This is a genomic window from Cobetia sp. MMG027 (genome assembly GCF_027947415.1).
GTDB lineage: Bacteria > Pseudomonadota > Gammaproteobacteria > Pseudomonadales > Halomonadaceae > Cobetia > Cobetia marina.
In genome coordinates this window covers 101,063-122,996 of the sequence record NZ_JAQJIO010000003.1, presented here as the reverse complement: position 1 = coordinate 122,996, position 21,934 = coordinate 101,063, and the positions used below count along the sequence as shown (strand labels likewise).

The following is a 21,934-nucleotide window of genomic DNA, read 5'->3' as shown; positions in this document are numbered from 1 at the left end:
CGGAGAGTCTCCATGCCCACCTGGTTCTATCCTGTCCTGGAAGGCGTCATCGCCTTCTTCCTGATCGCCGGCGGCCTGTTCGCCTTCATCGGGTCGCTGGGGCTGACGCACCTCAAGGACTTCTACATGCGTCTGCACGGCCCCAGCAAGACCACCACCCTGGGGGTCGGCTGCGTACTGATGGCGTCGATGATCTATTTCCGCGCCACTACCGGTCACTTCAGCTTCCAGGAGATGCTGATCACCATCTTCCTGTTCATCACCGCCCCGGTGACCGCACACCTGCTGTCCAAGGCCGCGCTGCATCAGAAGCTGGTGGCGGACATCCGTACCCGCAACGTGCCGGAACGTCTAGAAGTATCAGACGAACCGGATGAGGCAAATGCCGAGGCCTCGGAATCGCGCCTGCCCTGAGCGCTCGTGTTCGCCTGACGCTCTGACCTGCCCCGGTCGGCCCCACTCCTCTCGCGAGGCGAGACGGCAGACCAACGCAAAGCGCCCCCACCAGGAGACTGGTGGGGGCGCTGTCTTTCCAGCATTTCACTGCGCATCTGTCACACGGACTGCGGTGCTCAGATCATTCAGGCGGGCCTCTTGCCTGCCCTGCTCATCACCACCCCTGAGCATGCTGGCGGCACAGTGCCTCTAGCAGATCGATATGCTCACGACGGTCATTGAGCGCCGGAATGTAGCGGAACTCGCCCCCGCCGGACTCGGTGAAGTAGCCGCGATTCTCCTCTTCCAGCTCCTCCAGCGTCTCGAGACAGTCGGCCGCGAAGGCCGGCGAGATAACGTCGACGCTTTCCAGACCTTCAGCCCCCCAGGCCTTGAGCGTCTCATCGGTATACGGCTTGAGCCACTCGGCCTTGCCGAAGCGGGACTGGTAGGTCATCGCCCACTCATCGTCCCCAAGCCCCAACGCCTCGGCCAGCAGCTGGCTGGTGCGCTCGCACTGGCGTGGGTAGGGGTCGCCCGCCGTCGCATAGCGCTTGGGGATGCCGTGATAGCTCATCAACAGACGCTTGCCGCGATGCCCTGCCTTTTCCCAATGCTCACGGACACTGGCGGCCAGCGCGGCGATGTAGTCGGGATGATCATGGTAGTCACGCACGAAGCGCAGTTCCGGCAGGTGCGGACACGGCTTGAGCGCGCGCGCCAGGCGATCGAACACTGCGGCAGTCGTGGTCCGCGAGAACTGCGGATAGAGCGGCAGCACCAGGATGCGATCTGCCCCACGACTGGCCAGCTTGCGCCCCACCTCTTCCATGGTCGGCTTGCCGTAGGTCATCGCAAGCTCTACCGGAATCTCCTCGCCCAGCGATTCGGCCAGACGCGCCTCCAGCGCGGCACGCTGACGCTTGCCGATGGCCATCAGCGGCGAGCCGTCTTCTGTCCACACCGAGGCATAGGCCTCGGCGACCTTCTTGGGGCGAGTCGTCAGTACCAGGCCATGCAGGATCGGCAGCCAGAGCAGACGCGGCAGGTCGATCACGCGTACATCACCGAGAAACTCCGCGAGGTAGCGACGCACCGCCTTGGGTGTCGGGGCTTCAGGGGTGCCGAGATTGACCAGCATGACGCCGAAACGCGGGGTGCTCATGGGCGATGAACTCCTGACAAGGGGCAAGAAAAGGGGTGAAGCGGCAACCAGCCACCCTCACCGACAGCGCAGCCATGTTACCAGCTCGCCCTGTGCGTGAGGGATGAAGTTATACTATCATTACGATTTGTACAGCTTTACGACAATTATTGTCACAACCTGACGCAAGCCGTGCTTGCGCCCCGCCGCAGGAGTCAGTGTGCCCGAAACCTCCACTCTGCAACTTGCCACCCGTCACGACTTCGCGCGCCCGCTGGTGTTGATTCTCGGTGACCAGCTCAGTCACGAGCTTGCGAGCCTCAAGCAGGCACCTGCCGAGAGTCTGATCGCCTTCTGCGAGGTCGAGGAGGAAGGCCGCTACGTGCCACACCATCCGCACAAGATCGCGATGATGCTGGCCGCGATGCGCCATCACGCACAAGAGCTGCGCGACTGCGGCTGGCAGGTGCATGAAAGCCGCCTGGATGACCCGGACAATCGTCAATCGCTGATCCTGGAAGCCGAGCGGCTGGCCGCGCTCCATCAGTGTGACGGCATTCTGGTGACTCGCCCCGGGGAATGGCGACTGCTGGAGGCCTTCCTCGCACGCCGCGAGGAAGGCGAGATCCCCTGGGTGGTGCTGGAAGATCACCGCTTCTTCACCACACCGGCACAGTTCGCGACCTGGGCCGACGGACGCAAGCAATTGCGCATGGAATACTTCTACCGTGAACAGCGTCGTGACACGGACCTGTTGATGGAAGGCAGCGAGCCCGCCGGCGGCAAGTTCAATCATGATCATGACAATCGCGAACCGATTCCCGCCGACTTCCAGTCACCGCCACCACCGCAGCATGACCACCGCCAGGATGCGCTGACGCGCGAAGTGCTGACGCTGGTGGACACCCGCTTCGGCGAGGGAGCCGAGGGCGAGCTGCGTCATTTCGGCAATCTGGACAACTTCAACTGGGCCGTGACCCGCGCCCAGGCGCTCGACGATCTCGCTCACTTCCTCGCGCACTGCCTGGCAGACTTCGGCCGCCATCAGGATGCCATCGATGACAGTGACCCCTTCCTGTTCCACTCCCGACTTTCCGCGGCGCTCAATATCGGGCTTCTGAGTCCCCACGAAGTCTGTGCTGCCGTCGATGATGCCTGGCGACGTGGCGAGGTACCGGTCAACTCCGCCGAGGGCTTCATCCGGCAGATTCTCGGTTGGCGAGAGTATGTGCGTGGGATCTACTGGACACGCATGCCCGGCTACAAGCAGGAGAATCGCCTGAGTGCGACACGGGATCTACCGGAGGTCTTCTGGCGCGGCGACAGCGGCATGCGCTGTGTGGATCAAGCCATCCTCAGTACGCGTGATCATGCCTATGCCCACCATATCCGCCGCCTGATGGTCACCGGCAATTTCGCCCTGCTGTGCGGCGTGAAGCCCGAGGCGCTGTGCGACTGGTATCTGGCGGTCTACGTCGATGCCTGCGAGTGGGTGGAGCTGCCCAATACCCTGGGCATGGTGCTGCACGCCGATGGCGGCCTGATGGGCTCCAAACCCTATTGTGCCTCGGGCAAGTACATCGATCGCATGTCCAATCACTGCGACAGATGCCAGTACTCGCCGAAGAAGGTCACCGGCACGCATGCCTGCCCCTTCAACAGTCTCTATTGGCACTTCATCGAACGCCATCGCGAATCACTGTCACGCAACCCGCGCATGTCGCTGGTCTATGGCAGCTGGCGACGCATGAAGGACGAAAAGCGCGAAGCATTGCTGCAACAGGCCGAGGCCTTTCTCGCCCGACTCGACAGCGCCGCTGACTATGGCAGCGGTGCCCATCGCGCGGGTTACCATCCCGCGCCCTCCAGTTCCACGACCGACAAGGAATCCTCATGAGTCGCATCTGGCAGGCCAGTGCACCGGTCACGCTCTATCACGATGGCAAGTGCCCCCTGTGCCAGCGCGAGGTCGCCTGGCTGGCGAGACACCCGAGGCGGGAACGGGTCAGGACGGTCGACATTCGTGCAAAGGACTTTTCCCCAGATGCTCTGGGGCTGAGCTTCGAGACGATGATGGGGCGCCTGCACGTGCAGGATGCGCGCGGGGAGTGGTATGTCGGCATGGACGCCAGCCGAGCCCTCTATGCGGTGCTCGGCTATCGGCGCCTGGTGAGGCTGTCATTGCTGCCGGGGCTGCGTCCGATGCTGGATGTGGGCTATCGGGTCTTTGCCCGCCACCGTGAGCGTATCGGCCGCTGGGTCCCCCAGAGGAGACGCTGACTCAGAAGCTCAAGGGGATGCGCGAGCTCAACGGTTGATGGTACTGAGGCGGTCGGCCGATCATCTCGTCGTTGGCCACCTGGGATACCAGCCAGGCGCGTGACAGACCGGCGCGCCTGAGCTCGCTGTAGACATCCTCCAGCGAGCGGAACAGCATCGGCTTGCCACGCTTCATCAACAGTTCACTGCGCTCATCGTCTTCATCGGCACCCGCTTCCAGTACCAGCTGGACCTGATAGAAGCGGCTGGCGGCATGACTGATCACGCGCGCCTCCAGTGCCGGATACTCGGCGATCAGCGCATTCAGGTTGCTGACCAGCAGGCCAGCAGGTGTGAAGGCAGCGGCAATTCTGGACATGGTGTCGGCTCCTGGACCTCTGTTGTCTGAGGTATCCATCATCGTGAAGGTGGCGTCAAGGCTTCACGCCAGCTTGCGGGGGGACGATGACGATTGAACGGCACCGCCATGACCATTGGATGACGTCATGTTCAAGGCCGCCGCCCCGGAGAGGCTCACGGACACTGAGCACGAACCGCCAGCTGACGTTCCGCGAGGATACGCAGCAGATCCAGAGGACGCCCAAGGCCGCGATAGCATCCCCCTCGCATGATGATGAAATCCTCGTCACGATGAATGTCCCGGCGCCCGAGCAGCTTGGCCGACAGACGCTCGAGCGGCTCATCTTCCTCGACACGCAGTGAATGGGTCTGCATGACCTCATGGATCGCCCGTCGTCCATGCAGCTCCGGTCCGAAGCGCTGATTCAGCAATCCCAGCAGTCGATGGCGGATGATCATGCCGACCGGCCGCTGCTGCGCGTCCACCACTGCCAGCGCCATCAATTCCGGCTCGGCATGCAGACGCTCGGCCACCTCCTCGAGACAGGTATCCTGCAGTACCGGCGCCACCTGCCGCAGCAGGCTGCCGGCACCGAGTGCCAGAGGCGCGGCATGCCGGCGGAGACTCAGACGACGCAGGCGCTGCTCGAGGCCGGCCCGCTCGCCAGCGGGGTCCACCTCGGCGCTCGCAAACAGCCAGCCTTGCAGATACTCGGCCCCCAGCTGAGACACGCATTCCATCTCGCCTTCCTGCTCGATGCCTTCCGCGATCACCTGACTGCCACTGCCGTGGGCGATGTCGATGATCGAGCGCACGAAACGCCGCTTGAGTGAATCCTGATGAATACCACTGATGAAGTGTCGGTCGATCTTGACGAAGTCAGGCTGAACCGCCGACCACAGCTTGAGGCTGGCGTACCCTTCACCGAGGTCATCCAGCGCGATGGCGAAGCCCATTGACTGGTAATGGCAGACGGCCTCACGCATCAGTGCCGGGTCGAGCCCCGGGGTCTGCTCAGTCAACTCGATGACGACCTGATGCGGATGCAGCCCATGGCGATGCAGGAGATGACGCGTCAGTCCCCGAGAATGCGCACTGTCCAGCAGCACCTCCGGCGACACGTTCAGGAACAGGCGCTCACTCAGGCCCTGCTCGGCCCATTGCTCAAGCGCCAGCTCACGACAGAGGCCGTCCAGCTCGGCGAGGCGCCGATGCTGGCGAGCCGCCTCGAACATCGCCATCGGTGAGCGCAAGCTGCATCCCGCAGCAGCGCGCGCGAGTGCCTCGTAGGCGAAGACCTCACGGCCATCTGCCGCCACGATGGGCTGGAAATGCATCCGCAACTGGCGAAGACGCAGCAACGCCTCCAGCGCCTGGACGGATTCGGGAGTGGATGCCTCAGCTAAAGCGGGATGCGGGGATGGCAGCATGCCAGAATCAAAGCATGCTGATATGACAGGAAAATGACACGGGGCGGTGATGTGTCAGCGAAGGGTCGGGCACATCACCGCGGTGCTGCCGTGCAAGGACGCCTTGCGACGAGCCTGCCCGGTCGTGGCTGGCCAATACGCTCATGCCACGCCGGAAGTGGACGCCTTACAGCGAGTTGGGGTCGATGGCCTTGCCGAGGGAATTGCGGTCGATCCACTTGCCGGCCTTGGTTTCCTTGTAACGGAAGACCACCATGTCGCCCGCGACGACCGGCACTTCACTGTCTTCGGTCTGATAGCTGTAGCTCTCGCCCTCCACGACCAGCGTGAAGCGATAGAGATCCGGCATGCCCAGCCATTCCTTGAAAGGCCCTTCGCGCTCAAGGCTCTCCAGCGTACCGCGTCCCTGAAGCTTGGGAGTGCGTGCGCGTCCGCGCCCAAATCCACCTGCCATGCTATCTCCTCCCCGTCAGTGCGGGTCTTGCGGGGCGACGTCGCTGCCGCCGCCCGGGTACATGTTTGATGCGCATGCGCATCACGTCATTCAGCGAAGGCCTGGCCATAACTGTCTGGCGCCAGGTCCTCGAAACGGGTGTACTTGCCGATGAAGGCCATGTGAACGGTGCCGATGGGGCCGTTACGCTGCTTGCCGATGATCAGCTCGGCCAAGCCCTTGTTGTCGGGATTGTCCTTGTTGTAGACCTCATCACGGTAGACGAAGGCGATGACATCGGCGTCCTGCTCGATGGCGCCGGATTCACGCAGATCCGACATCACGGGGCGCTTGTTGGGACGCTGCTCAAGCGAGCGGTTCAGCTGCGAGAGCGCCACCACCGGGCAAGCGAATTCCTTGGCCAGACCCTTGAGCGAGCGCGAGATCTCGGAGATCTCGGCAGTACGGTTCTCGGACAGCCCCGGCACCTGCATCAATTGCAGGTAATCGATCATGATCAGGCCGATGCCGCCGTGTTCGCGCGCCATGCGGCGACAGCGTGAGCGCATCTCGTTGGGCGACAGGGCCGCCGTGTCATCGACGAACAGCTGCTTGTCCTTGAGCAGGTTGACCGCCGAGGTCAGCCGCGGCCAATCCTCGTCATCCAGCTGACCGGTACGCACCTTGGTCTGATCGATGCGGCCCAGCGAGGAGATCATGCGCAGCATCAGCGATTCGGCCGGCATCTCCATCGAGAACACGGCCACCGGCTTGTCGCCGGAGACCACGGCATGCTCGACCAGGTTCATGGCGAAGGTGGTCTTGCCCATCGAGGGGCGCCCCGCGATGATCACCAGGTCCGATGGCTGCAGACCGGAGGTCATGTCATCCAGGTCCCGGAAGCCAGTCGAGAGGCCGGTCATCTGGCCCTTGAGATTGAACAGCTCATCGATGCGGTCCACCGCGCCGGTCAGCAGCTGACTCATGCCCTTGGGGCCGCCGCTCTTGGGGCGTGATTCGCTGATCTGGAACACCAGACGCTCGGCCTCGTTGACCAGCTCGTCGGCGTCTCGCCCCTGAGGGCTGAAGGAGCTCTCGGCGATCTGGTTGGCCGCCTGGATCAGCTTGCGCAGCGTCGCGCGCTCGCGAACGATGTCGGCATAGGCCTTGATGTTGCTGGCCGAGGGCGTATTGCGCGCAAGCTCGGCGAGGGTCGCAAGCCCGCCGACCGACTCCAGCTGGTCACGGCTTTCCAACAACTCGGACAACGTGACCACATCCAGCGGCCGGCTGCTGCCCACCAGCTGGGACATGGCGTTGTAGACCAGACGATGCTCGTAGCGATAGAAGTCGTCGGCCACCAGTCGCTCGGACACCGTGTCCCAGGCGCTGTTGTCCAGCATCAAACCGCCAAGGACCGATTGCTCGGCCTCCAGCGAATTGGGGGGCACCTTGAGCGCCGCCGTCTCGCGATCCTGATCCTGCATCTCGCTCATGCCTGGCTGACTCCTGCTGATGACTGACACGCCCGCGGGAACCTCCATTTTCGTGCATCGCCGCGAGCCTGCCAACCATCGCGACCGCACATGATGCTCTACCTCACGGGGGCAGGCATTCTACCGGATTTTGCCTGTCATCGCCCTGCCCGCGTGCAGAGGATTTTCCCTGTCACGCCCGACAAAGAAACGCCAGACACAAAAAAACCGCCCCCGCATCAAGGATGCGAGGGCGGTTCGAGTACCACCTGTGGTGGCAGCGCCGGATCACCGGGCAGCCACCACGGATCAGCGATTACTCGCCGACCACGACCACACGAACAGTGGCAGTCACTTCAGCGTGCAGCTGCAGCACGATGTCGTATTCGCCAGTGTTGCGCAGCGGGCCTTCCGGCATGCGGACTTCGCTCTTGGCGATGTCGATGCCAGACTGGGCGATGGCTTCGGCCAGATCACGCGGACCGATGGAACCGAACAGCTTGCCTTCTTCGCCAGCCTTGGCGACCAGGGACAGTTCGATTTCGTTCAGCTGAGCGGCACGCGCTTCAGCTTCGGCCTTGCGCTCTGCAACCTGTGCTTCCAGCTCAGCGCGCTGAGCTTCGAAAGCCGCCTGGTTTTCGGCAGTGGCCGGAACAGCCAGACCGTACGGCAGCAGATAATTGCGACCGAAACCAGCCTTGACGGACACCTGGTCACCCAGGTTGCCCAGCTTGCCAATCTTGTCGAGCAGAATGACTTGCATCTCGTAAACCTCTTATCGATGACTGCCAGCAAGACGTGCGCGAAGATCCGCAAAGACGTCAACAAGAGCCAGCAGCAGCAAAATCAGAATCGTGGGCCAGGTCGTCAGCAGCAGAAAGTAGACGCCGACCAACCATAACCCGCTCATCCCCTTTAACCCGATATAGCCATGCACCAGGGCAATGCCGGCCACGAACAACGGTATCCAGATCAGCAGGAGCACTGCAGGCACATCGAGGAAGACCCCGATGATGCCGCAGGCTGCCAGTATCAGGATTTCTCGCGGGCTCAGCCGGAAGGCATGAAACTCGTGACGAAATCCACCCGGATTGTAGAGCCCGGACTGCCAACTGCGCGCCAGGGCCAGACAGGCCGTGGCGGCCAGCAGGACCACCAACCCGGTAATACCGCCGATGACCAACCCTGCGAGCTGTTCAGTCGGCACACCTTGAGCGGCAAAGTCGCTCAAGCGTGCATCAAGCTCAGGGGCATTCTGACGAATGCTCTCAAGCAGTGGACCAGCCCCGCCTGGTGGCAGGAATATCCCGGACTGCACCATCATTGCCGCTGTCAGGCTGGCGCCAATCAGCGCCTCCCCCCATCGCATGCGAGCACGCAGCAGGGTTGCCATCAACGTGACCAGCAACACGGTCGCCAATGGCACCGGATCGCCTTGTGTCCACCACCAGCCTGCCGGAATGGCAGCGGCGATGAACACGGGTGCGGCTGGCGCAAGGCCACGCCGAAGCGTGACCAGCGCACTGATGGAGGCACTGAACCAGAAGAACCAGGGCAGAAGACCCGTCAGCAGTGCAATCGCGATGCACTGCAACGGTCCGCGCATGGCCCAACGTGCCAATGCCAGCATCATGGTGTCGCCTTACTGGTGGCTGTCGCTGTACGGCAGCAGTGCCAGGTAGCGCGCACGCTTGATGGCAGTCGCCAGCTGACGCTGATAACGCGCCTTGGTGCCGGTGATGCGGCTCGGGACGATCTTGCCGGTCTCGGTGATGTAAGACTTCAGGACTTCGATGTCCTTGTAGTCGATCTGCTTCACGCCTTCAGCGGTGAAGCGGCAGAACTTGCGACGACGGAAAAAACGTGCCATTGCAATGACCTCCTGGGGGTGCGGTATCAGTTAGCGTCTTGAGTTTCGGCTTCGTCACGCTTGTCTTCGCGACGCGGACGCTTCTCTTCAGCCGGCTTCATCATCGGAGACGGCTCGATGGCCGCTTCCTTTGCACGCACAACCAGGTTACGGATGACGGCGTCGTTGAAACGGAAGATGGTCTCGAGTTCCTCGACCACTTCACCGGTAGTTTCGACGTTCATCAGCACGTAGTGGGCCTTGTGGATCTTGTTGATCGGGTAGGCCAGGTGACGGCGACCCCAATCTTCCAGACGATGCACAGTACCGCCGGCTTCGGTCACGATGGAGGTGTAACGCTCGATCATGGCCGGAACCTGTTCGCTCTGGTCCGGGTGGACCATGAACACGATCTCGTAGTGACGCATGGCTTGGCTCCTTTCGGTTTGACAGCCTCCACGGCGCGTCTCGGGCCGGGAAGCAAGGAGTGGAGTGATTACTACGGTTGTGTCATTCGGGCTCGAAAGCCACGTACAACGCGCGCGGGCGAGGACAGGTGCCCCCATGCCGCGCATTCACTGCAGACTGCACTTCACAGAACCGCAGTATTGTAGAGAGGTGTCAAGGGCTTGGCAAGCGACACGTCGCGAGGCACGCCTCATGCCCTGACACCCCCATTCTCGCTGTCAGCCGTTGCGGCGCTGACGAACGGCTTCAAACAGGCAGATACCGGCCGCGACCGAGACATTCAGACTCGAGACACTGCCCGCCATCGGCAGCTTGATCAGGCTGTCGCAGTGCTCGCGCGTCAGACGACGCATACCCTTGCCCTCAGCGCCCATCACGATGGCCACCGGCCCGGTGAAATCGGCCTCGAAGGCCATGGCCTCGGCTTCGCCAGCCGTACCCAGCACCCAGACACCGGCTTCCTTCATGGCATCCAGCGTGCGGGCCAGGTTGGTGACCTGATAGACCGGCACCACTTCCGCTGCCCCACAGGCGACCTTGCGCACGGTCGCGTTCAGGGAGGCGGACTTGTCCTTGGGCACGATGACACCATGGGCACCGGCGGCATCGGCGCTGCGCAGACAGGCCCCGAGGTTGTGCGGATCCGTGACCGAATCCAGCACCAGAAACAGCGGCGCTTCCTCATGGGACCAGCCATCGAGGCGCAGCTTGAGACCAGTCTCGTTCTCGGTGGCGAGCGGCGCGCACAGAGCGACCAGCCCCTGATGGGCACCACCGCCGGTGGACAGCGCATCCAGCTCCTCACGCGCCTTCAAGGTGACGCGTGAACCAGCGGCACGCGCCTGCTCGACGATCTCGTTCAGACGCAGCTCGGCCTCGCCTGCCTGCACCCACAGCTCGCTCGGCGCGCGGCCGCGTGCCAGCAAGGCTTCCACGGCGTGCACACCATAGACGGCTTCCAGGCCACCGGGGATCTTCGGTGCGCCAGTGCGAGCGCCACCTCTGCGGGCCCCGCCACGTTCCTGGCGATGAGCGCCACCACGCTCACCCCTTGAGTGCTCGCCTCGAGAGTGCTCACTTCGAGAATGGCTACCGCGCTCGCCGGCGGGCTTGCCGCGGCCGGGCTTGCGCCCCTTGTCCTGACTCATAGTGCCTTCCTGCCTGATGGCCCTGACAGGGCCCTGTCACTTGGACGGAAACTGAGCTGTCGCCATGGCGACAGCCATGAAATCCTGCGAACTCACGGCCGTGCAACGCATCAGCCCCGACCATGGCCGGGGCTGATGAATGCTGCGCGGTGAATCTTGCCGGCGGTCAGCTGCGGCCGTTGCCGCGACGCCCGCGAGAACGGGAGCCGCGCTTGCGCGACGGATCATCCTTGCCAGCGGCACCCATCGGCGCGACTGCCGCGAACGGACTGTCAGCAGATTCCGGACCGCTCGGCACCGCCGGGCGCGCCGCTGCCGGAGACTCAGGCGCGGACGGACGCTCATTACCGGTGGAGGGCTTGCGCTCGCCGCGACCGGAACGCTCATCACGCTCGCTGCGCGGCTTGCGGGCAGGACTCTCCTGCGCAGGCGTCTCGGACGCTCCGTCCGTACCGCCACCCTGGCCTCCCTGACTGACTTCTTCCGTCAGGGACTTGAGGCGCTCGCGCTCACGCTTGCCGGGACGACCCTTGGGGGCAGATTCCTTGCCGGAGGCTGCACCGCTCTTGCCGCTTGCGGGCTTGTCAGCATCACGCTCGCTGCTGCGTGCCTTGCGCGGCTTGCGCTTGGGACGCGGCGTCGGGTCACTGAGCATGAAGTCGATCTTGCGCTCATCCATGTCGACGCGAGCCACCTGGACGGTGACGCCATCGCCGAGACCATAGCTGACGCCGGCACGCTCACCCTTGAGACGATGCTTCTCGGCCTCGTAGTGGTAGTAGTCGGACGGCAGCGAGGAGATGTGCAGCAGACCTTCGACGTAGTAGGCATCCAGACGCACGAACAGGCCGAACTGTGTGACCGCCGCGACGGTACCCTCCAGCACTTCACCGACCTTGTCCTTCATGAACTCGCACTTGAGCCAGTCGTTGACGTCACGCGTCGCCTCATCGGCGCGGCGCTCGGTCATCGAGCAGTGCTCACCCAGCTCGAGCATCTGCTCGAAGGTGTACGGGCACCATTTGGTCGGACGCTCGGTCACGGCATCTTCGGCGCGCAGCACGGTGTCGGTCTTGCGCGGACCACGGATGACGGAACGGATCGCACGGTGCACCAGCAGATCGGGATAACGACGGATCGGCGAGGTGAAGTGGGCGTAGGCATCGTAGGCCAGACCGAAGTGACCTTCGTTCTGCGGCGAGTAGACCGCCTGGGTCATGCTGCGCAGCATCACGGTCTGGATGATGTCGAGGTCCGGGCGCTCGGCGATCGAGGCACGCAGTGCCTGGAAGTCCTTCGGCTGTGGCTCATCGCCACCTTCCAGCGTCAGACCCAGCTCACCCAGGAAGGCGCGCAGGTTGTTGAGACGCTCAGGTGCCGGCTGCTTGTGGACACGATAGAGGGCCGGCAGATCGTGCAGATCCAGGAAGCGCGCCGTGGCGACGTTGGCCGCCAGCATGCATTCCTCGATGAGCTTGTGCGCGTCATTGCGCGTACGCGGCACGATCTGTTCGATCTTGCGCTCATCGTTGAACAGGATCTGCGTCTCGGTGGTCTCGAAATCGATGGCACCACGCTTGTCGCGCGCCTTGCGCAACACACCGTACAGCGCGTGCAGGTTGTGCAGCGACGGCAGCAGTTCGTTGTACTGCTGACACAGTGCCTGACCTTCCTCACTTTCCGGGTCCGTCAGCATGGTGCCGACCTTCTCGTAGGTCAGACGCGCATGGGAACGGATCACGGCTTCGAAGAAGCGGTAGTCGAGCATCTCGCCATCGGCGGCGGAAATGGTCAGCTCACAGACCAGCGTCAGACGATCGACATGCGGGTTGAGCGAGCACAGACCATTGGAGAGCAGCTCCGGCAGCATCGGTACGACCTGACCCGGGAAATAGACCGAGTTGCCGCGCACGTAGCCTTCCTGATCCAGCGGACTGCCGCCACGCACGTAATGCGATACATCGGCGATGGCGACCAGCAGCTTCCAGTTGCCGTTGTCGTCCTGCCAGGCGCAGACGGCGTCATCGAAGTCCTTCGCGTCTTCGCCATCGATGGTGACCAGTGGCGTCTCGCGCAGGTCGATACGCCCCTTCTTGTCCTCTTCCAGCACTTCGGCGGAGATGGTCGAGATCTGGTCCTCGACTTCCGGCGGGAATTCGCTGGGGATGTCATGCGAGCGGATCGCGATGTCGATCTCCATGCCCGGGTCCATGCGCTCACCGAGCACCTCGACCACTTCCCCCACCGGCTGCACGCGTGTCGCGGGCTGCTGGGTAATGCGCACGGACACCACCTGACCGTCCTTGGCACCATTGGCCACACGGTTGGGGATGATCACTTCCTGCGCGATGCGCGAATTCTCCGGAATCAGTACCCCGAAGTCCGGCTCGGATTGGCGATAGATGCCGACGAGCGTCTGGGTATTGTGAGCCAGCACCTCGACGATAGTGACTTCATCACGACCACGGCGATCACGGCCGCTGACGCGCGCCAGCACCTGATCACCATGGAAGACGCGACGCATCTGGCGCGGCGGCACGGCAAGATCCGGCTTGACGCCATCTTCGCGCGCCAGGAAACCGAAACCATCGCGATGGCCGACGATGCGGCCACGGATCAGGTCCAGCTTGTCGATCAGTGCATAGGCACCACGACGATTGCGCAGCACCTGGCCATCACGCTCCATGGCATTGAGGCGACGGCGCACGGCTTCCTGCTGCTCGTCGTCCTCGAAACCGAGCATGCGGCTCATGTTCTCGTGGGTAATGGGCTTGCCATACTCTTCCAGCTTGTCGAGAAGATACTCGCGACTGGGGATGGGCTTGTCGTACTTATGGGCTTCGCGTTCCGCGTGCGGGTCGTCGCTGAGCGTCCATTGGGTCATTAATCAGGATTCCTTGACGATGAATTCGAGACGGGCAGCGGGCGCGGCACGGAATGACTGGTTGTCTCTCATGCGCGCATTATAGCCCCTACCATTGGGCCGACCCAACCATTCCCCAACCTTCCGACTCCCTGAAGCTCGTCAGAGTGATGCAGGAGGCCTCATTTCATGGCTTTCTTCCATGACTTTGCCAAGCGCTTGTTTTTCCATCGGGTCTTCCAAAGCTTGCACCATCTCGAAGTTCCGGCCAGCAAGGCAGACGACCGAGATGCGTCATGCAGCCCCTGACGTCACAAATAAAACAGAAACCTCTTGCATTCCCTCAGAAGATCCGTATTATTCGGCACCACTTGCCCAGATGGCGGAATTGGTAGACGCGCTAGCTTCAGGTGCTAGTGTCCGTATGGACGTGGAGGTTCAAGTCCTCTTCTGGGCACCAATTTCAGGTTTCATGTTGACGTGACACACGTTAGGATGGATACCGGAAAACGGGTAAAGCATTCAAGTTTCAACAACTTGGACTGCTGATCCGGGTCCTTGGACCAAAACGAGTTCTGATGTCTGCCCAGGTGGCGGAATTGGTAGACGCGCTAGCTTCAGGTGCTAGTATCCGTAAGGATGTGGAGGTTCAAGTCCTCTCCTGGGCACCACGGACGTCAGACTCACGATGAACGACCCCTGTATCGCGCTTCGCCCAGATGGCGGAATTGGTAGACGCGCTAGCTTCAGGTGCTAGTATCCGTAAGGATGTGGAGGTTCAAGTCCTCTTCTGGGCACCACGATGCGCACTCGAACAGGGAACATGGTATCCACTACCAAGGATGTCATGGTCGTTCCGCTGCAAGGCTCTGCTCTTGAGACTTCAGCACACAACTTGATGCCCAGATGGCGGAATTGGTAGACGCGCTAGCTTCAGGTGCTAGTGTCCGTATGGACGTGGAGGTTCAAGTCCTCTTCTGGGCACCATCAAGTTGTCATCCGATGTACTTTCTCGCAGCGCCCGCTGCTCACATCGCGATACTCTCCCCCTGCTATCAGCTTCATTGCTTTATCCAGACCTGCAGCGCCCTGCGTTGTCTTTCGCGTGCTCCGAGAAACACAGATTCCCCCTACGCCTGCTGACTTGTCCACACCCGCTTTCACTGCCTGGCCTGTGGATGAATTTCCTGCGACTGCGCGACGAATATCCCCCGACGCATTCTTCTGCACGACCCATTGCCTCCCCTGCGCCATCAGAGTCATCAGACACTCAATAGCGTGACGGGATGCGGCTGAAACTCTCGACCTGCCACCCATCACGACGTACCGAGGCTTCCAGGCGCTGCTCGATATCGTCCGGCAACTCGTGGAAGAAATCGAAACCGGTGAGAGATTCGATTCTATCGATGCTGACCAGAAAGCGATCCAATGGCTCATCCCCTCTTACCTGCTGAGGAAAGAGAAACGCCAGGGCGCGAGGCGCCTGCCGAGCAGTGCCGGGCGAGACGATGATCTTGTAGAAACCATCCGGAATCTCGATCAGATTCGGCAGACGCTCGATCTCTCCCGTGAAGACCGGACCTGCGGTGATCCACAGCGCCTCTTCCCGCGGCAGAATCCTGTCCATGATGGCCGCCTCGAGTCGCTGCCACAGCTTGCGATTGAGCGCCGGTGTCTGTGGCGAGATATTGGTCATGCGAAACGTCTGATGCTGGGCCTTGACCCCGTAGATCTTGCCGATGGCGTAGTTGGGCGCCAGGTGTCCGCGGTCGTAGCCACTGTTGCGATAGCTGTCCGGCGTGACGGGCCATAGCGAGCGCCAGTCGCGCTCGAACTCGTCAGGACGCTCCCCCAGCCGCGACCCCTGGGTATTCTCGAGACGCCATGTCACCCATAACGGGTTGGCGCGCAGATCCGACCACCCCACCAGATAGGCATCGCTGCGCAAGCCACGCGCCAGCGTCTTCCAGTCAAGTTCACGTGCCTCAGGCACTCCCTGCCAGGCGTAGAACTGCTGGTAATCACGCTCCTGCCACCACCACAGCCCACCTCCCACCAGCGCGAATGCCACGCTGACGCCAAACCCTCGCCACAGCTTGCGACCGGCCGAGCGAATATCATCCATCACATCCAGCATCCCGCCATTTCCTTCTTGTCGTTGCCATTGCCTCGGCAAGGCATGCGCTCGTCATTCCGTCACGACCCGCAAGCCGCAGCAACTTCATTCACGTTCTACCGTAGCATTCCATCATGCCAGAGTTCCGTTCGCGAGGCTGACGACCGCCCCAACTCAAGCCACAATAAGCAGGCAGCACTTGCTTCATGCACCATCAGCGAGCAGATATCCACGAGGGGGATCATCCCGACGGCGGATACCGCAGAATCTGACCGCATGATCAGTATCTGGCATGCCACCTGCATCTTCCCGTACCAGGATGCTTGCGACCAGCCGCGCCACACAGAGCGCTCATCAAGACGCCCGTGGCACGAGTGACACTGCAACGATCGACATGAAAGCGCCTCCTGACAGGCGAGCCGTGACCGCAGCACATCCCACCGGCTGTGCTCCAACGATGAGAAGGAATCTGACCATGGCTGATCAAAGCCGTCGTAACTTCATGCGCAACAGCCTGCTGGGGCTTGCCGCCCTGCCACTGGGTGCTGCCGTGCTCTCGCCGCGCGCCCTTGCCGCCGACCTGCCCCCACTGGATACCGACAACCCGCAGGCAAAGGCGCTCCACTATGTGGAAGATGCCAGCGAAGCCAGTGATCACCCCGCCTTCAAGCCCGGCTCCGACTGCACCAATTGCATGTTCTACAAGCCGGAGAACAAGGGCTGCCAGCTATTCCCCAGCAATAGCGTGGCACCCGAAGGCTGGTGCCAGTCCTGGACCAAGCGCCCGGCATGATACCGGTGTCACCTCGGAGCTGATACGAGAAGACCGCCTCGGGAGCCAATCCCGAGGCGGTCTTTTTCATGGCTGTGTTACCGGGACCAGACGTCAGCTCGCAGTGGAGCCGGAAGCATCCTCCGGCAACGGCCATTGGTAGCGGCGCGCGATCTCATCCTGCTCCAATGATTCGAGATGCACCGGGAACCCCCACAACTGATGCAGATAGCGCATCACGGGATAGACGCTGCGTGACAGCGGGCGACGATCATCCTGGACATGGCGCAGCGTCAGCGAGCGATCTCCCCGGATATTCGCGGCCCACACCTGGATGTTCGGCTCGCGATGGCTGAGCGCATATTGCACCGACAGCGCCTCTCGAATGCGCTTGTAGCCTCGACTATCGTGAATGGCATCGATGAGAAGATGCTCATCACTGTCGTCATCCACCAGCGAGAACAGCTTGAGATCACGGATCACCTTGGGCGACAGGAACTGCTGGATGAAGGACTCGTCCTTGAAGTTGCGCATTGCGAAATGCACCGTCTCCAACCAGTCACTGCCGGCGATGTCGGGGAACCACTCACGGTCCTCGTCGTCAGGATTCTCGCAGATGCGCTTGATGTCCATGAACATCGCGAAGCCCAGCGCATAGGGGTTGATGCCATTGTAATGCGGGTGATCGAAGCCCGGCTGCTGCACCACCGAGGTGTGCGACTGCAGGAACTCGAGAATCACCCCCTCGCCGATCAACTGCTCATCATAGAGTTGATTCATGATGGTGTAGTGCCAGAAGCATGCCCAGCCTTCGTTCATTACCTGGGTCTGGCGCTGCGGGTAGAAGTATTGCGCCAGCTTGCGCACGATACGCACCAGCTCCCGCTGCCAGGGCTCCAGCAACGGTGCATTCTTCTCGATGAAGTAGAGCAGGTTCTCCTGCGGCTCCGGCGGGTAGCGACCACGACGATGCAGACCCAGTGGGTCGTTGACCTCATCGATCAACTCATCCTCCTCCTCGGCCTGCGGAATGGTGGTCCACAGCGCATTCACCTGAGCCTGCAGATAGGCCTCACGCTCCTGCTGACGCTGGATCTCCTCTTCCGGCGAGATGGGCGAGGGACGCTTGTAGCGATCGACGCCATAATTCTGGAGCGCATGACAGGCGTCCAGCAGCTGCTCGACCGCATCGACACCATGGCGCTCCTCGCATTCGGACACGTACTTACGGGCGAAGACGAGGTAATCGATTATCGCCGAGGCATCCGTCCAGGCACGAAACAGGTAATTGCCCTTGAAGAAGCTGTTGTGGCCATAACAGGCATGCGCCATGACCAGAATCTGCATCATCAGGGTGTTCTCTTCCATGAGATAGGCGATGCAGGGATCGGAATTGATCACCAGCTCATAGGCCAGTCCCATCTGTCCGCGCCGATAGGCCTGCTCCACCGAGAGAAACTGCTTGCCGAACGACCAATGGTGATAGCCCACCGGCATGCCGATGCTGGCATAGGCATCCATCATCTGTTCGGAAGTGATGACCTCAATCTGATTGGGGTAGATATCCAGCCGATACTGCGCAGCAATACGCGCGATCTCGTGCTCGAAATGCTCCAGAAGCTCGAAGGTCCAATCGGAGCCACTGGCCGGTTGCTGATTTTCCAGTCGATTATCACGTCTCTGGCTCATGGGGCCTCCCGGCCCGGCAGATGGCCGGGCGCGTCACATGATGCGATCAGGCGCTGATGCGGCGCTTGAACAGCTCTCGAAATACCGGGTAGATATCGCCCGCCTCGACAATCTGCTGCATGGCGAAACGATCCGGAAATTCGGCTTCGACTCGCTCATATTCTTCCCACAATGCCTGGTGTGCATGCGGGGTGATCTCCACGTAGGCGTAATATTGCAGACGCGGCATCAGCTTCTTGATCATCAGCTCGCGACAATTGGTGGAATCGTCATCCCAGTTGTCACCATCGGACGCCTGGGCCACGTAGAGATTCCATTCACCCGCCGGATAGCGGGATTCGATCACTTCATCCAGCAACGTCAGAGCACTGGAGACGATGGTGCCGCCGGTCTCTCGGGAGTAGAAGAACTCTTCCTCATCCACTTCCTTGGCGGCGGTGTGGTGGCGAATGAACACCAGCTCGACCTTCTCGTAGTTGCGCTCCAGAAACAGATAGAGCAACAGGAAGAAGCGCTTGCCGATATCCTTGTGCGCCTGTGTCATCGACCCCGAGACATCCATCACGCAGAACATCACTGCCTTGTTGGACGGCATCGGCTGGTTGATGAGGTGGTTGTAGCGCAGATCATAGGTATCGAGAAACGGCACCGCCTTGAGGCGCGCTTCGAGACGCTCGATTTCCGCCTTGAGTTCGGCAATGCGCACCTTGTTGCGCAGCACCGGATCCTTGCGCTCCTCAAGCTCCAGCGCGTCAGTGGCCTCCTTCAGCGCCCGCTTGATGGGGGATCGCATGGCGATACGCCGCGCCTGGGCTGAACGCATCGAGCGCACGATATTGATCCTGGCGGGAGTGCCATCGCGAGCGATACCCGCCCGCACCGGACGTACTTCATCCATGTCCGCGATCTGCTTGCGCTCCAGATGCGGAAGCTCCAGACCATCGAACACGAATTCGAGAAACTCCTCGCGCGACAGGGTGAAGGCAAAATCATCCTCGCCCTCACCCTGGTTGGAAGCCTGACCTTCTCCGCTGCCGCCGCCACCGCCGCCACCACTCGGGCGGCGCATGCGATCACCTTCCACGAACTCCTTGTTGCCCGGGTTGATGACACGCCGCTTGCCGCCCTGGCCATGCTGGAAGACCGGCTCCGAGATATCGCGAGTCGGAATGGAGACTTCCTCGCCACGCTCCATGTCGGTGATGGAGCGCCGATTGACGGCATCCTCCACCGCCCGTTTGATATGGCTGCGGTAGCGCCGGATGAAGCGCTGGCGATTCACCGCACTCTTGTTGCGCGCATTGCTGCGTCGATCAATGAAGTAACTCATTCGCCCTCCTTGCCGGCCTCGCGTTCAGCGAAAGACCGGATGGCAAGTGCCGGCGGCAATCACGCCCGCCGGCAGGCCTGTCGTCAGTCGGCAGGGCTTACTGCGACTTGCGCACTCGCAGATACCACTCGGACAGCAGACGCACCTGCTTCTCGGTATATCCGCGATCCACCATGCGCGCCACGAAATCCTCATGCTTGCGCTGATCCGATGCCGATGCCTTGGCATTGAAGGAGATGACCGGCAGCAACTCTTCGGTATTGGCGAACATCTTCTTCTCGATCACCGCACGCAGCTTCTCGTAGGACTGCCAGCCCGGATTCATCCCGTTGTTCTGCGCGCGAGCGCGCAGCACGAAGTTGACTACTTCATGACGGAAGTCCTTGGGATTGGAGATGCCTGCCGGCTTCTCGATCTTCTCCAGCTCCTCATTGAGCGACTGACGATTGAGCAGCTCGCCAGTCTCGGGGTCACGGTATTCCTGGTCCTGAATCCAGAAATCAGCGTAGGTCACGTAACGATCGAAGATGTTCTGGCCATACTCGGAGTAGGACTCGAGATAGGCGGTCTGGATCTCCTTGCCGATGAAATCGACATAACGTGGGGCCAGATACTCCTTGATGAAGCGCAGGTAACGCTCGTGGGTCTCCTTGGGCAGCTGCTCCTGCTCGAGGCGCTGCTCCAGCACATAGAGCAGGTGCACCGGGTTGGCAGCCACCTCGCTGGCATCGAAGTTGAAGACCTTGGAGAGGATCTTGAAGGCAAAGCGCGTAGACAGACCATCCATGCCCTCATCGACCCCCGCACTGTCACGGTACTCCTGGATCGACTTGGCGCGAGGGTCGGTATCCTTGAGGTTCTCGCCATCGTAGATGCGCATCTTGGAATAGATACTGGAGTTCTCAGGTTCCTGCAGGCGCGACAGCACGATGAACTGGGACAGCATGCGCAAGGTGTCTGGCGCACAGGGCGCATGATTGAGCGACGAGTGCTCCAGCAGCTTGGCGTAGATCTTCACCTCCTCCGAGGCCCGCAGGCAGTAGGGCACCTTGACAATGAACACGCGGTCCAGGAAGGCCTCGTTGTTGCGATTGTTGCGGAAGGCCTGCCACTCGCTCTCATTGGAGTGCGCCAGCACCACGCCATCGAAGGGAATCGCCCCCATGCCTTCGGTCGGGTTGTAGTTGCCTTCCTGAGTCGCGGTCAGCAGCGGGTGAAGCACCTTGATCGGCGCCTTGAACATCTCGACGAATTCCATCAACCCCTGGTTGGCCTTGCACAGCCCGCCGGAGAAGCTGTAGGCATCCGGATCATCCTGGGCATAGAGCTCAAGCTGACGGATATCGACCTTGCCGACCAGCGCGGAAATGTCCTGGTTGTTGTCATCGCCCGGCTCCGTCTTGGAGATGGCGATCTGGTTCAGGCGGGATGGGTAGAGCTTGACGACACGGAACTGACTGAGATCTCCGCCATATTCCTTGAGACGCTTGGCCGCCCAGGGCGACATGGCGCTGCGCATGCAGCGGCGCGGGATGCCATATTCCTTCTCGAGCACCTCGCCATCCTCTTCCAGCGAGAACAGCCCCAGCGGCGACTCGTATACCGGTGACCCCTTGATGGCATAGAAGGGAATCTGCTCCATCAACAGCTTGAGTCGTTCGGCCAGCGATGACTTGCCGCCGCCGACTGGCCCCAGCAGATAGAGAATCTGCTTGCGCTCCTCAAGCCCCTGAGCCGCATGACGGAAGTAGGACACGATCTGCTCGATGGCCTCCTCCATGCCATAGAACTCGGCGAAGCTGGGGTAGCGTCGAATCAGCTTGTTGGAAAAAATCCGGGAAAGACTGGGATCCTTGGCGGTATCGATGACCTCCGGTTCACCGATGGCCGCCAGCATTCTCTCGGCAGCGCTGGCGTAGGCAGAACGATCCTGCCGACATAACTCCAGGTACTCCTGGAGACTCATCTCTTCTTGCTGGACCCGCTCGTAGCGGCTCTGCACGTGATCGAAGATGCTCATGGAAGCCTCCTTGTCGCGACTCGGGGTCGCTGGGACCATCGCCGGGGCCACTCCTGTACGATGACAGTGGTACCAGGTCACTTGATGCCCCGCGCTGCTGGCGCTCAGGTGACTGCCTCGGCGTGTTTATCAGCATAGATCG

General features: G+C 61.5%; 19 protein-coding genes and 4 tRNA genes. 8 read left to right on the top strand and 15 right to left on the bottom strand.

What is annotated here, in order from left to right:
• Positions 1 to 12: 12 nt before the first annotated feature.
• A complete protein-coding gene (locus PJK54_RS04640) occupies positions 13 to 414 on the top strand; it encodes a Na+/H+ antiporter subunit G (protein WP_077378827.1) in 402 nt (133 codons plus the stop codon).
• Positions 415 to 610: 196 nt separating this feature from the next.
• On the opposite strand, the gene hemH is transcribed toward PJK54_RS04640, so the two are convergent.
• Complete coding sequence (gene hemH / locus PJK54_RS04635; RefSeq protein WP_077378824.1) at positions 611 to 1,600, bottom strand: ferrochelatase; 990 nt, start codon at positions 1,598 to 1,600, stop codon at positions 611 to 613.
• A 199-nt stretch (positions 1,601 to 1,799) separates the two neighbouring features.
• On the opposite strand from hemH, the gene PJK54_RS04630 reads away from it, so the two are divergent.
• Both PJK54_RS04630 and PJK54_RS04625 read left to right on the top strand, forming a co-directional pair.
• A complete protein-coding gene (locus tag PJK54_RS04630; protein WP_271302352.1) occupies positions 1,800 to 3,476 on the top strand; it encodes a cryptochrome/photolyase family protein in 1,677 nt (558 codons plus the stop codon).
• The gene (locus tag PJK54_RS04625; protein ID WP_077378818.1) at positions 3,473 to 3,859 is read left to right on the top strand and encodes a thiol-disulfide oxidoreductase DCC family protein; all 387 of its coding nucleotides are present in this window, start codon (positions 3,473 to 3,475) and stop codon (positions 3,857 to 3,859) included. The genes PJK54_RS04630 and PJK54_RS04625 overlap by 4 nt, the downstream gene beginning before the upstream one ends.
• A 1-nt stretch (position 3,860) precedes the next feature.
• Here the strand turns inward: PJK54_RS04625 and PJK54_RS04620 are convergent, their stop codons facing one another.
• The 10 genes from PJK54_RS04620 to rnr all read right to left on the bottom strand — a co-directional run bounded on the left by PJK54_RS04620 (position 3,861) and on the right by rnr (position 13,886).
• Positions 3,861 to 4,217: a DUF6482 family protein gene (locus PJK54_RS04620; protein ID WP_219815849.1), complete on the bottom strand. Its 357-nt coding sequence runs from the start codon at positions 4,215 to 4,217 to the stop codon at positions 3,861 to 3,863.
• A 155-nt stretch (positions 4,218 to 4,372) separates the two neighbouring features.
• On the bottom strand, positions 4,373 to 5,629 hold the full coding sequence (locus PJK54_RS04615; protein WP_271302351.1) for an EAL domain-containing protein: 1,257 nt from the start codon (positions 5,627 to 5,629) through the stop codon (positions 4,373 to 4,375).
• Between the two features lie 166 nt (positions 5,630 to 5,795).
• Positions 5,796 to 6,083, bottom strand: a complete 288-nt coding sequence (locus PJK54_RS04610; protein WP_043334752.1) for a hypothetical protein — start codon at positions 6,081 to 6,083, stop codon at positions 5,796 to 5,798.
• A gap of 86 nt (positions 6,084 to 6,169) precedes the next feature.
• Complete coding sequence (dnaB, locus tag PJK54_RS04605; RefSeq protein WP_077379359.1) at positions 6,170 to 7,549, bottom strand: replicative DNA helicase; 1,380 nt, start codon at positions 7,547 to 7,549, stop codon at positions 6,170 to 6,172.
• A gap of 304 nt (positions 7,550 to 7,853) precedes the next feature.
• Positions 7,854 to 8,300, bottom strand: coding sequence for a 50S ribosomal protein L9 (rplI, locus tag PJK54_RS04600; RefSeq protein WP_065392637.1), 447 nt, complete (start codon positions 8,298 to 8,300; stop codon positions 7,854 to 7,856).
• Between the two features lie 12 nt (positions 8,301 to 8,312).
• The gene (locus tag PJK54_RS04595) at positions 8,313 to 9,167 is read right to left on the bottom strand and encodes a hypothetical protein (RefSeq protein WP_136939159.1); all 855 of its coding nucleotides are present in this window, start codon (positions 9,165 to 9,167) and stop codon (positions 8,313 to 8,315) included.
• Positions 9,168 to 9,179: 12 nt separating this feature from the next.
• Complete coding sequence (gene rpsR, locus PJK54_RS04590) at positions 9,180 to 9,407, bottom strand: 30S ribosomal protein S18 (protein ID WP_024952281.1); 228 nt, start codon at positions 9,405 to 9,407, stop codon at positions 9,180 to 9,182.
• Between the two features lie 26 nt (positions 9,408 to 9,433).
• Complete coding sequence (rpsF, locus tag PJK54_RS04585) at positions 9,434 to 9,814, bottom strand: 30S ribosomal protein S6 (RefSeq protein ID WP_065392636.1); 381 nt, start codon at positions 9,812 to 9,814, stop codon at positions 9,434 to 9,436.
• 258 nt (positions 9,815 to 10,072) lie between these two features.
• Complete coding sequence (gene rlmB, locus PJK54_RS04580; protein WP_240704295.1) at positions 10,073 to 10,828, bottom strand: 23S rRNA (guanosine(2251)-2'-O)-methyltransferase RlmB; 756 nt, start codon at positions 10,826 to 10,828, stop codon at positions 10,073 to 10,075.
• 340 nt (positions 10,829 to 11,168) lie between these two features.
• On the bottom strand, positions 11,169 to 13,886 hold the full coding sequence (gene rnr, locus PJK54_RS04575; RefSeq protein WP_271302350.1) for a ribonuclease R: 2,718 nt from the start codon (positions 13,884 to 13,886) through the stop codon (positions 11,169 to 11,171).
• 352 nt (positions 13,887 to 14,238) lie between these two features.
• On the opposite strand from rnr, the gene PJK54_RS04570 reads away from it, so the two are divergent.
• The 4 genes from PJK54_RS04570 to PJK54_RS04555 all read left to right on the top strand — a co-directional run bounded on the left by PJK54_RS04570 (position 14,239) and on the right by PJK54_RS04555 (position 14,852).
• Positions 14,239 to 14,325 (top strand) — tRNA-Leu (locus tag PJK54_RS04570).
• Positions 14,326 to 14,449: 124 nt separating this feature from the next.
• Positions 14,450 to 14,536 (top strand) — tRNA-Leu (locus tag PJK54_RS04565).
• Between the two features lie 42 nt (positions 14,537 to 14,578).
• Positions 14,579 to 14,665: transfer RNA gene (locus PJK54_RS04560), tRNA-Leu, on the top strand.
• A 100-nt stretch (positions 14,666 to 14,765) separates the two neighbouring features.
• Positions 14,766 to 14,852 (top strand) — tRNA-Leu (locus tag PJK54_RS04555).
• Between the two features lie 283 nt (positions 14,853 to 15,135).
• Here the strand turns inward: PJK54_RS04555 and PJK54_RS04550 are convergent.
• Complete coding sequence (locus PJK54_RS04550; protein ID WP_255304467.1) at positions 15,136 to 16,002, bottom strand: DNA/RNA non-specific endonuclease; 867 nt, start codon at positions 16,000 to 16,002, stop codon at positions 15,136 to 15,138.
• Between the two features lie 454 nt (positions 16,003 to 16,456).
• On the opposite strand from PJK54_RS04550, the gene PJK54_RS04545 reads away from it, so the two are divergent.
• Positions 16,457 to 16,774 carry a high-potential iron-sulfur protein gene (locus PJK54_RS04545; protein ID WP_077378804.1) on the top strand — a complete coding sequence of 106 codons (318 nt, stop codon included), beginning with the start codon at positions 16,457 to 16,459 and terminating at the stop codon, positions 16,772 to 16,774.
• 93 nt (positions 16,775 to 16,867) lie between these two features.
• Here PJK54_RS04545 and PJK54_RS04540 read toward each other — a convergent pair whose 3' ends face one another.
• The 3 genes from PJK54_RS04540 to PJK54_RS04530 all read right to left on the bottom strand — a co-directional run bounded on the left by PJK54_RS04540 (position 16,868) and on the right by PJK54_RS04530 (position 21,792).
• A complete protein-coding gene (locus PJK54_RS04540) occupies positions 16,868 to 18,442 on the bottom strand; it encodes a SpoVR family protein (protein ID WP_077378801.1) in 1,575 nt (524 codons plus the stop codon).
• 46 nt (positions 18,443 to 18,488) lie between these two features.
• Positions 18,489 to 19,772, bottom strand: coding sequence for a YeaH/YhbH family protein (locus tag PJK54_RS04535; RefSeq protein ID WP_084209411.1), 1,284 nt, complete (start codon positions 19,770 to 19,772; stop codon positions 18,489 to 18,491).
• Between the two features lie 97 nt (positions 19,773 to 19,869).
• Positions 19,870 to 21,792 carry a PrkA family serine protein kinase gene (locus PJK54_RS04530; RefSeq protein ID WP_077378796.1) on the bottom strand — a complete coding sequence of 641 codons (1,923 nt, stop codon included), beginning with the start codon at positions 21,790 to 21,792 and terminating at the stop codon, positions 19,870 to 19,872.
• Positions 21,793 to 21,934: the final 142 nt, after the last annotated feature.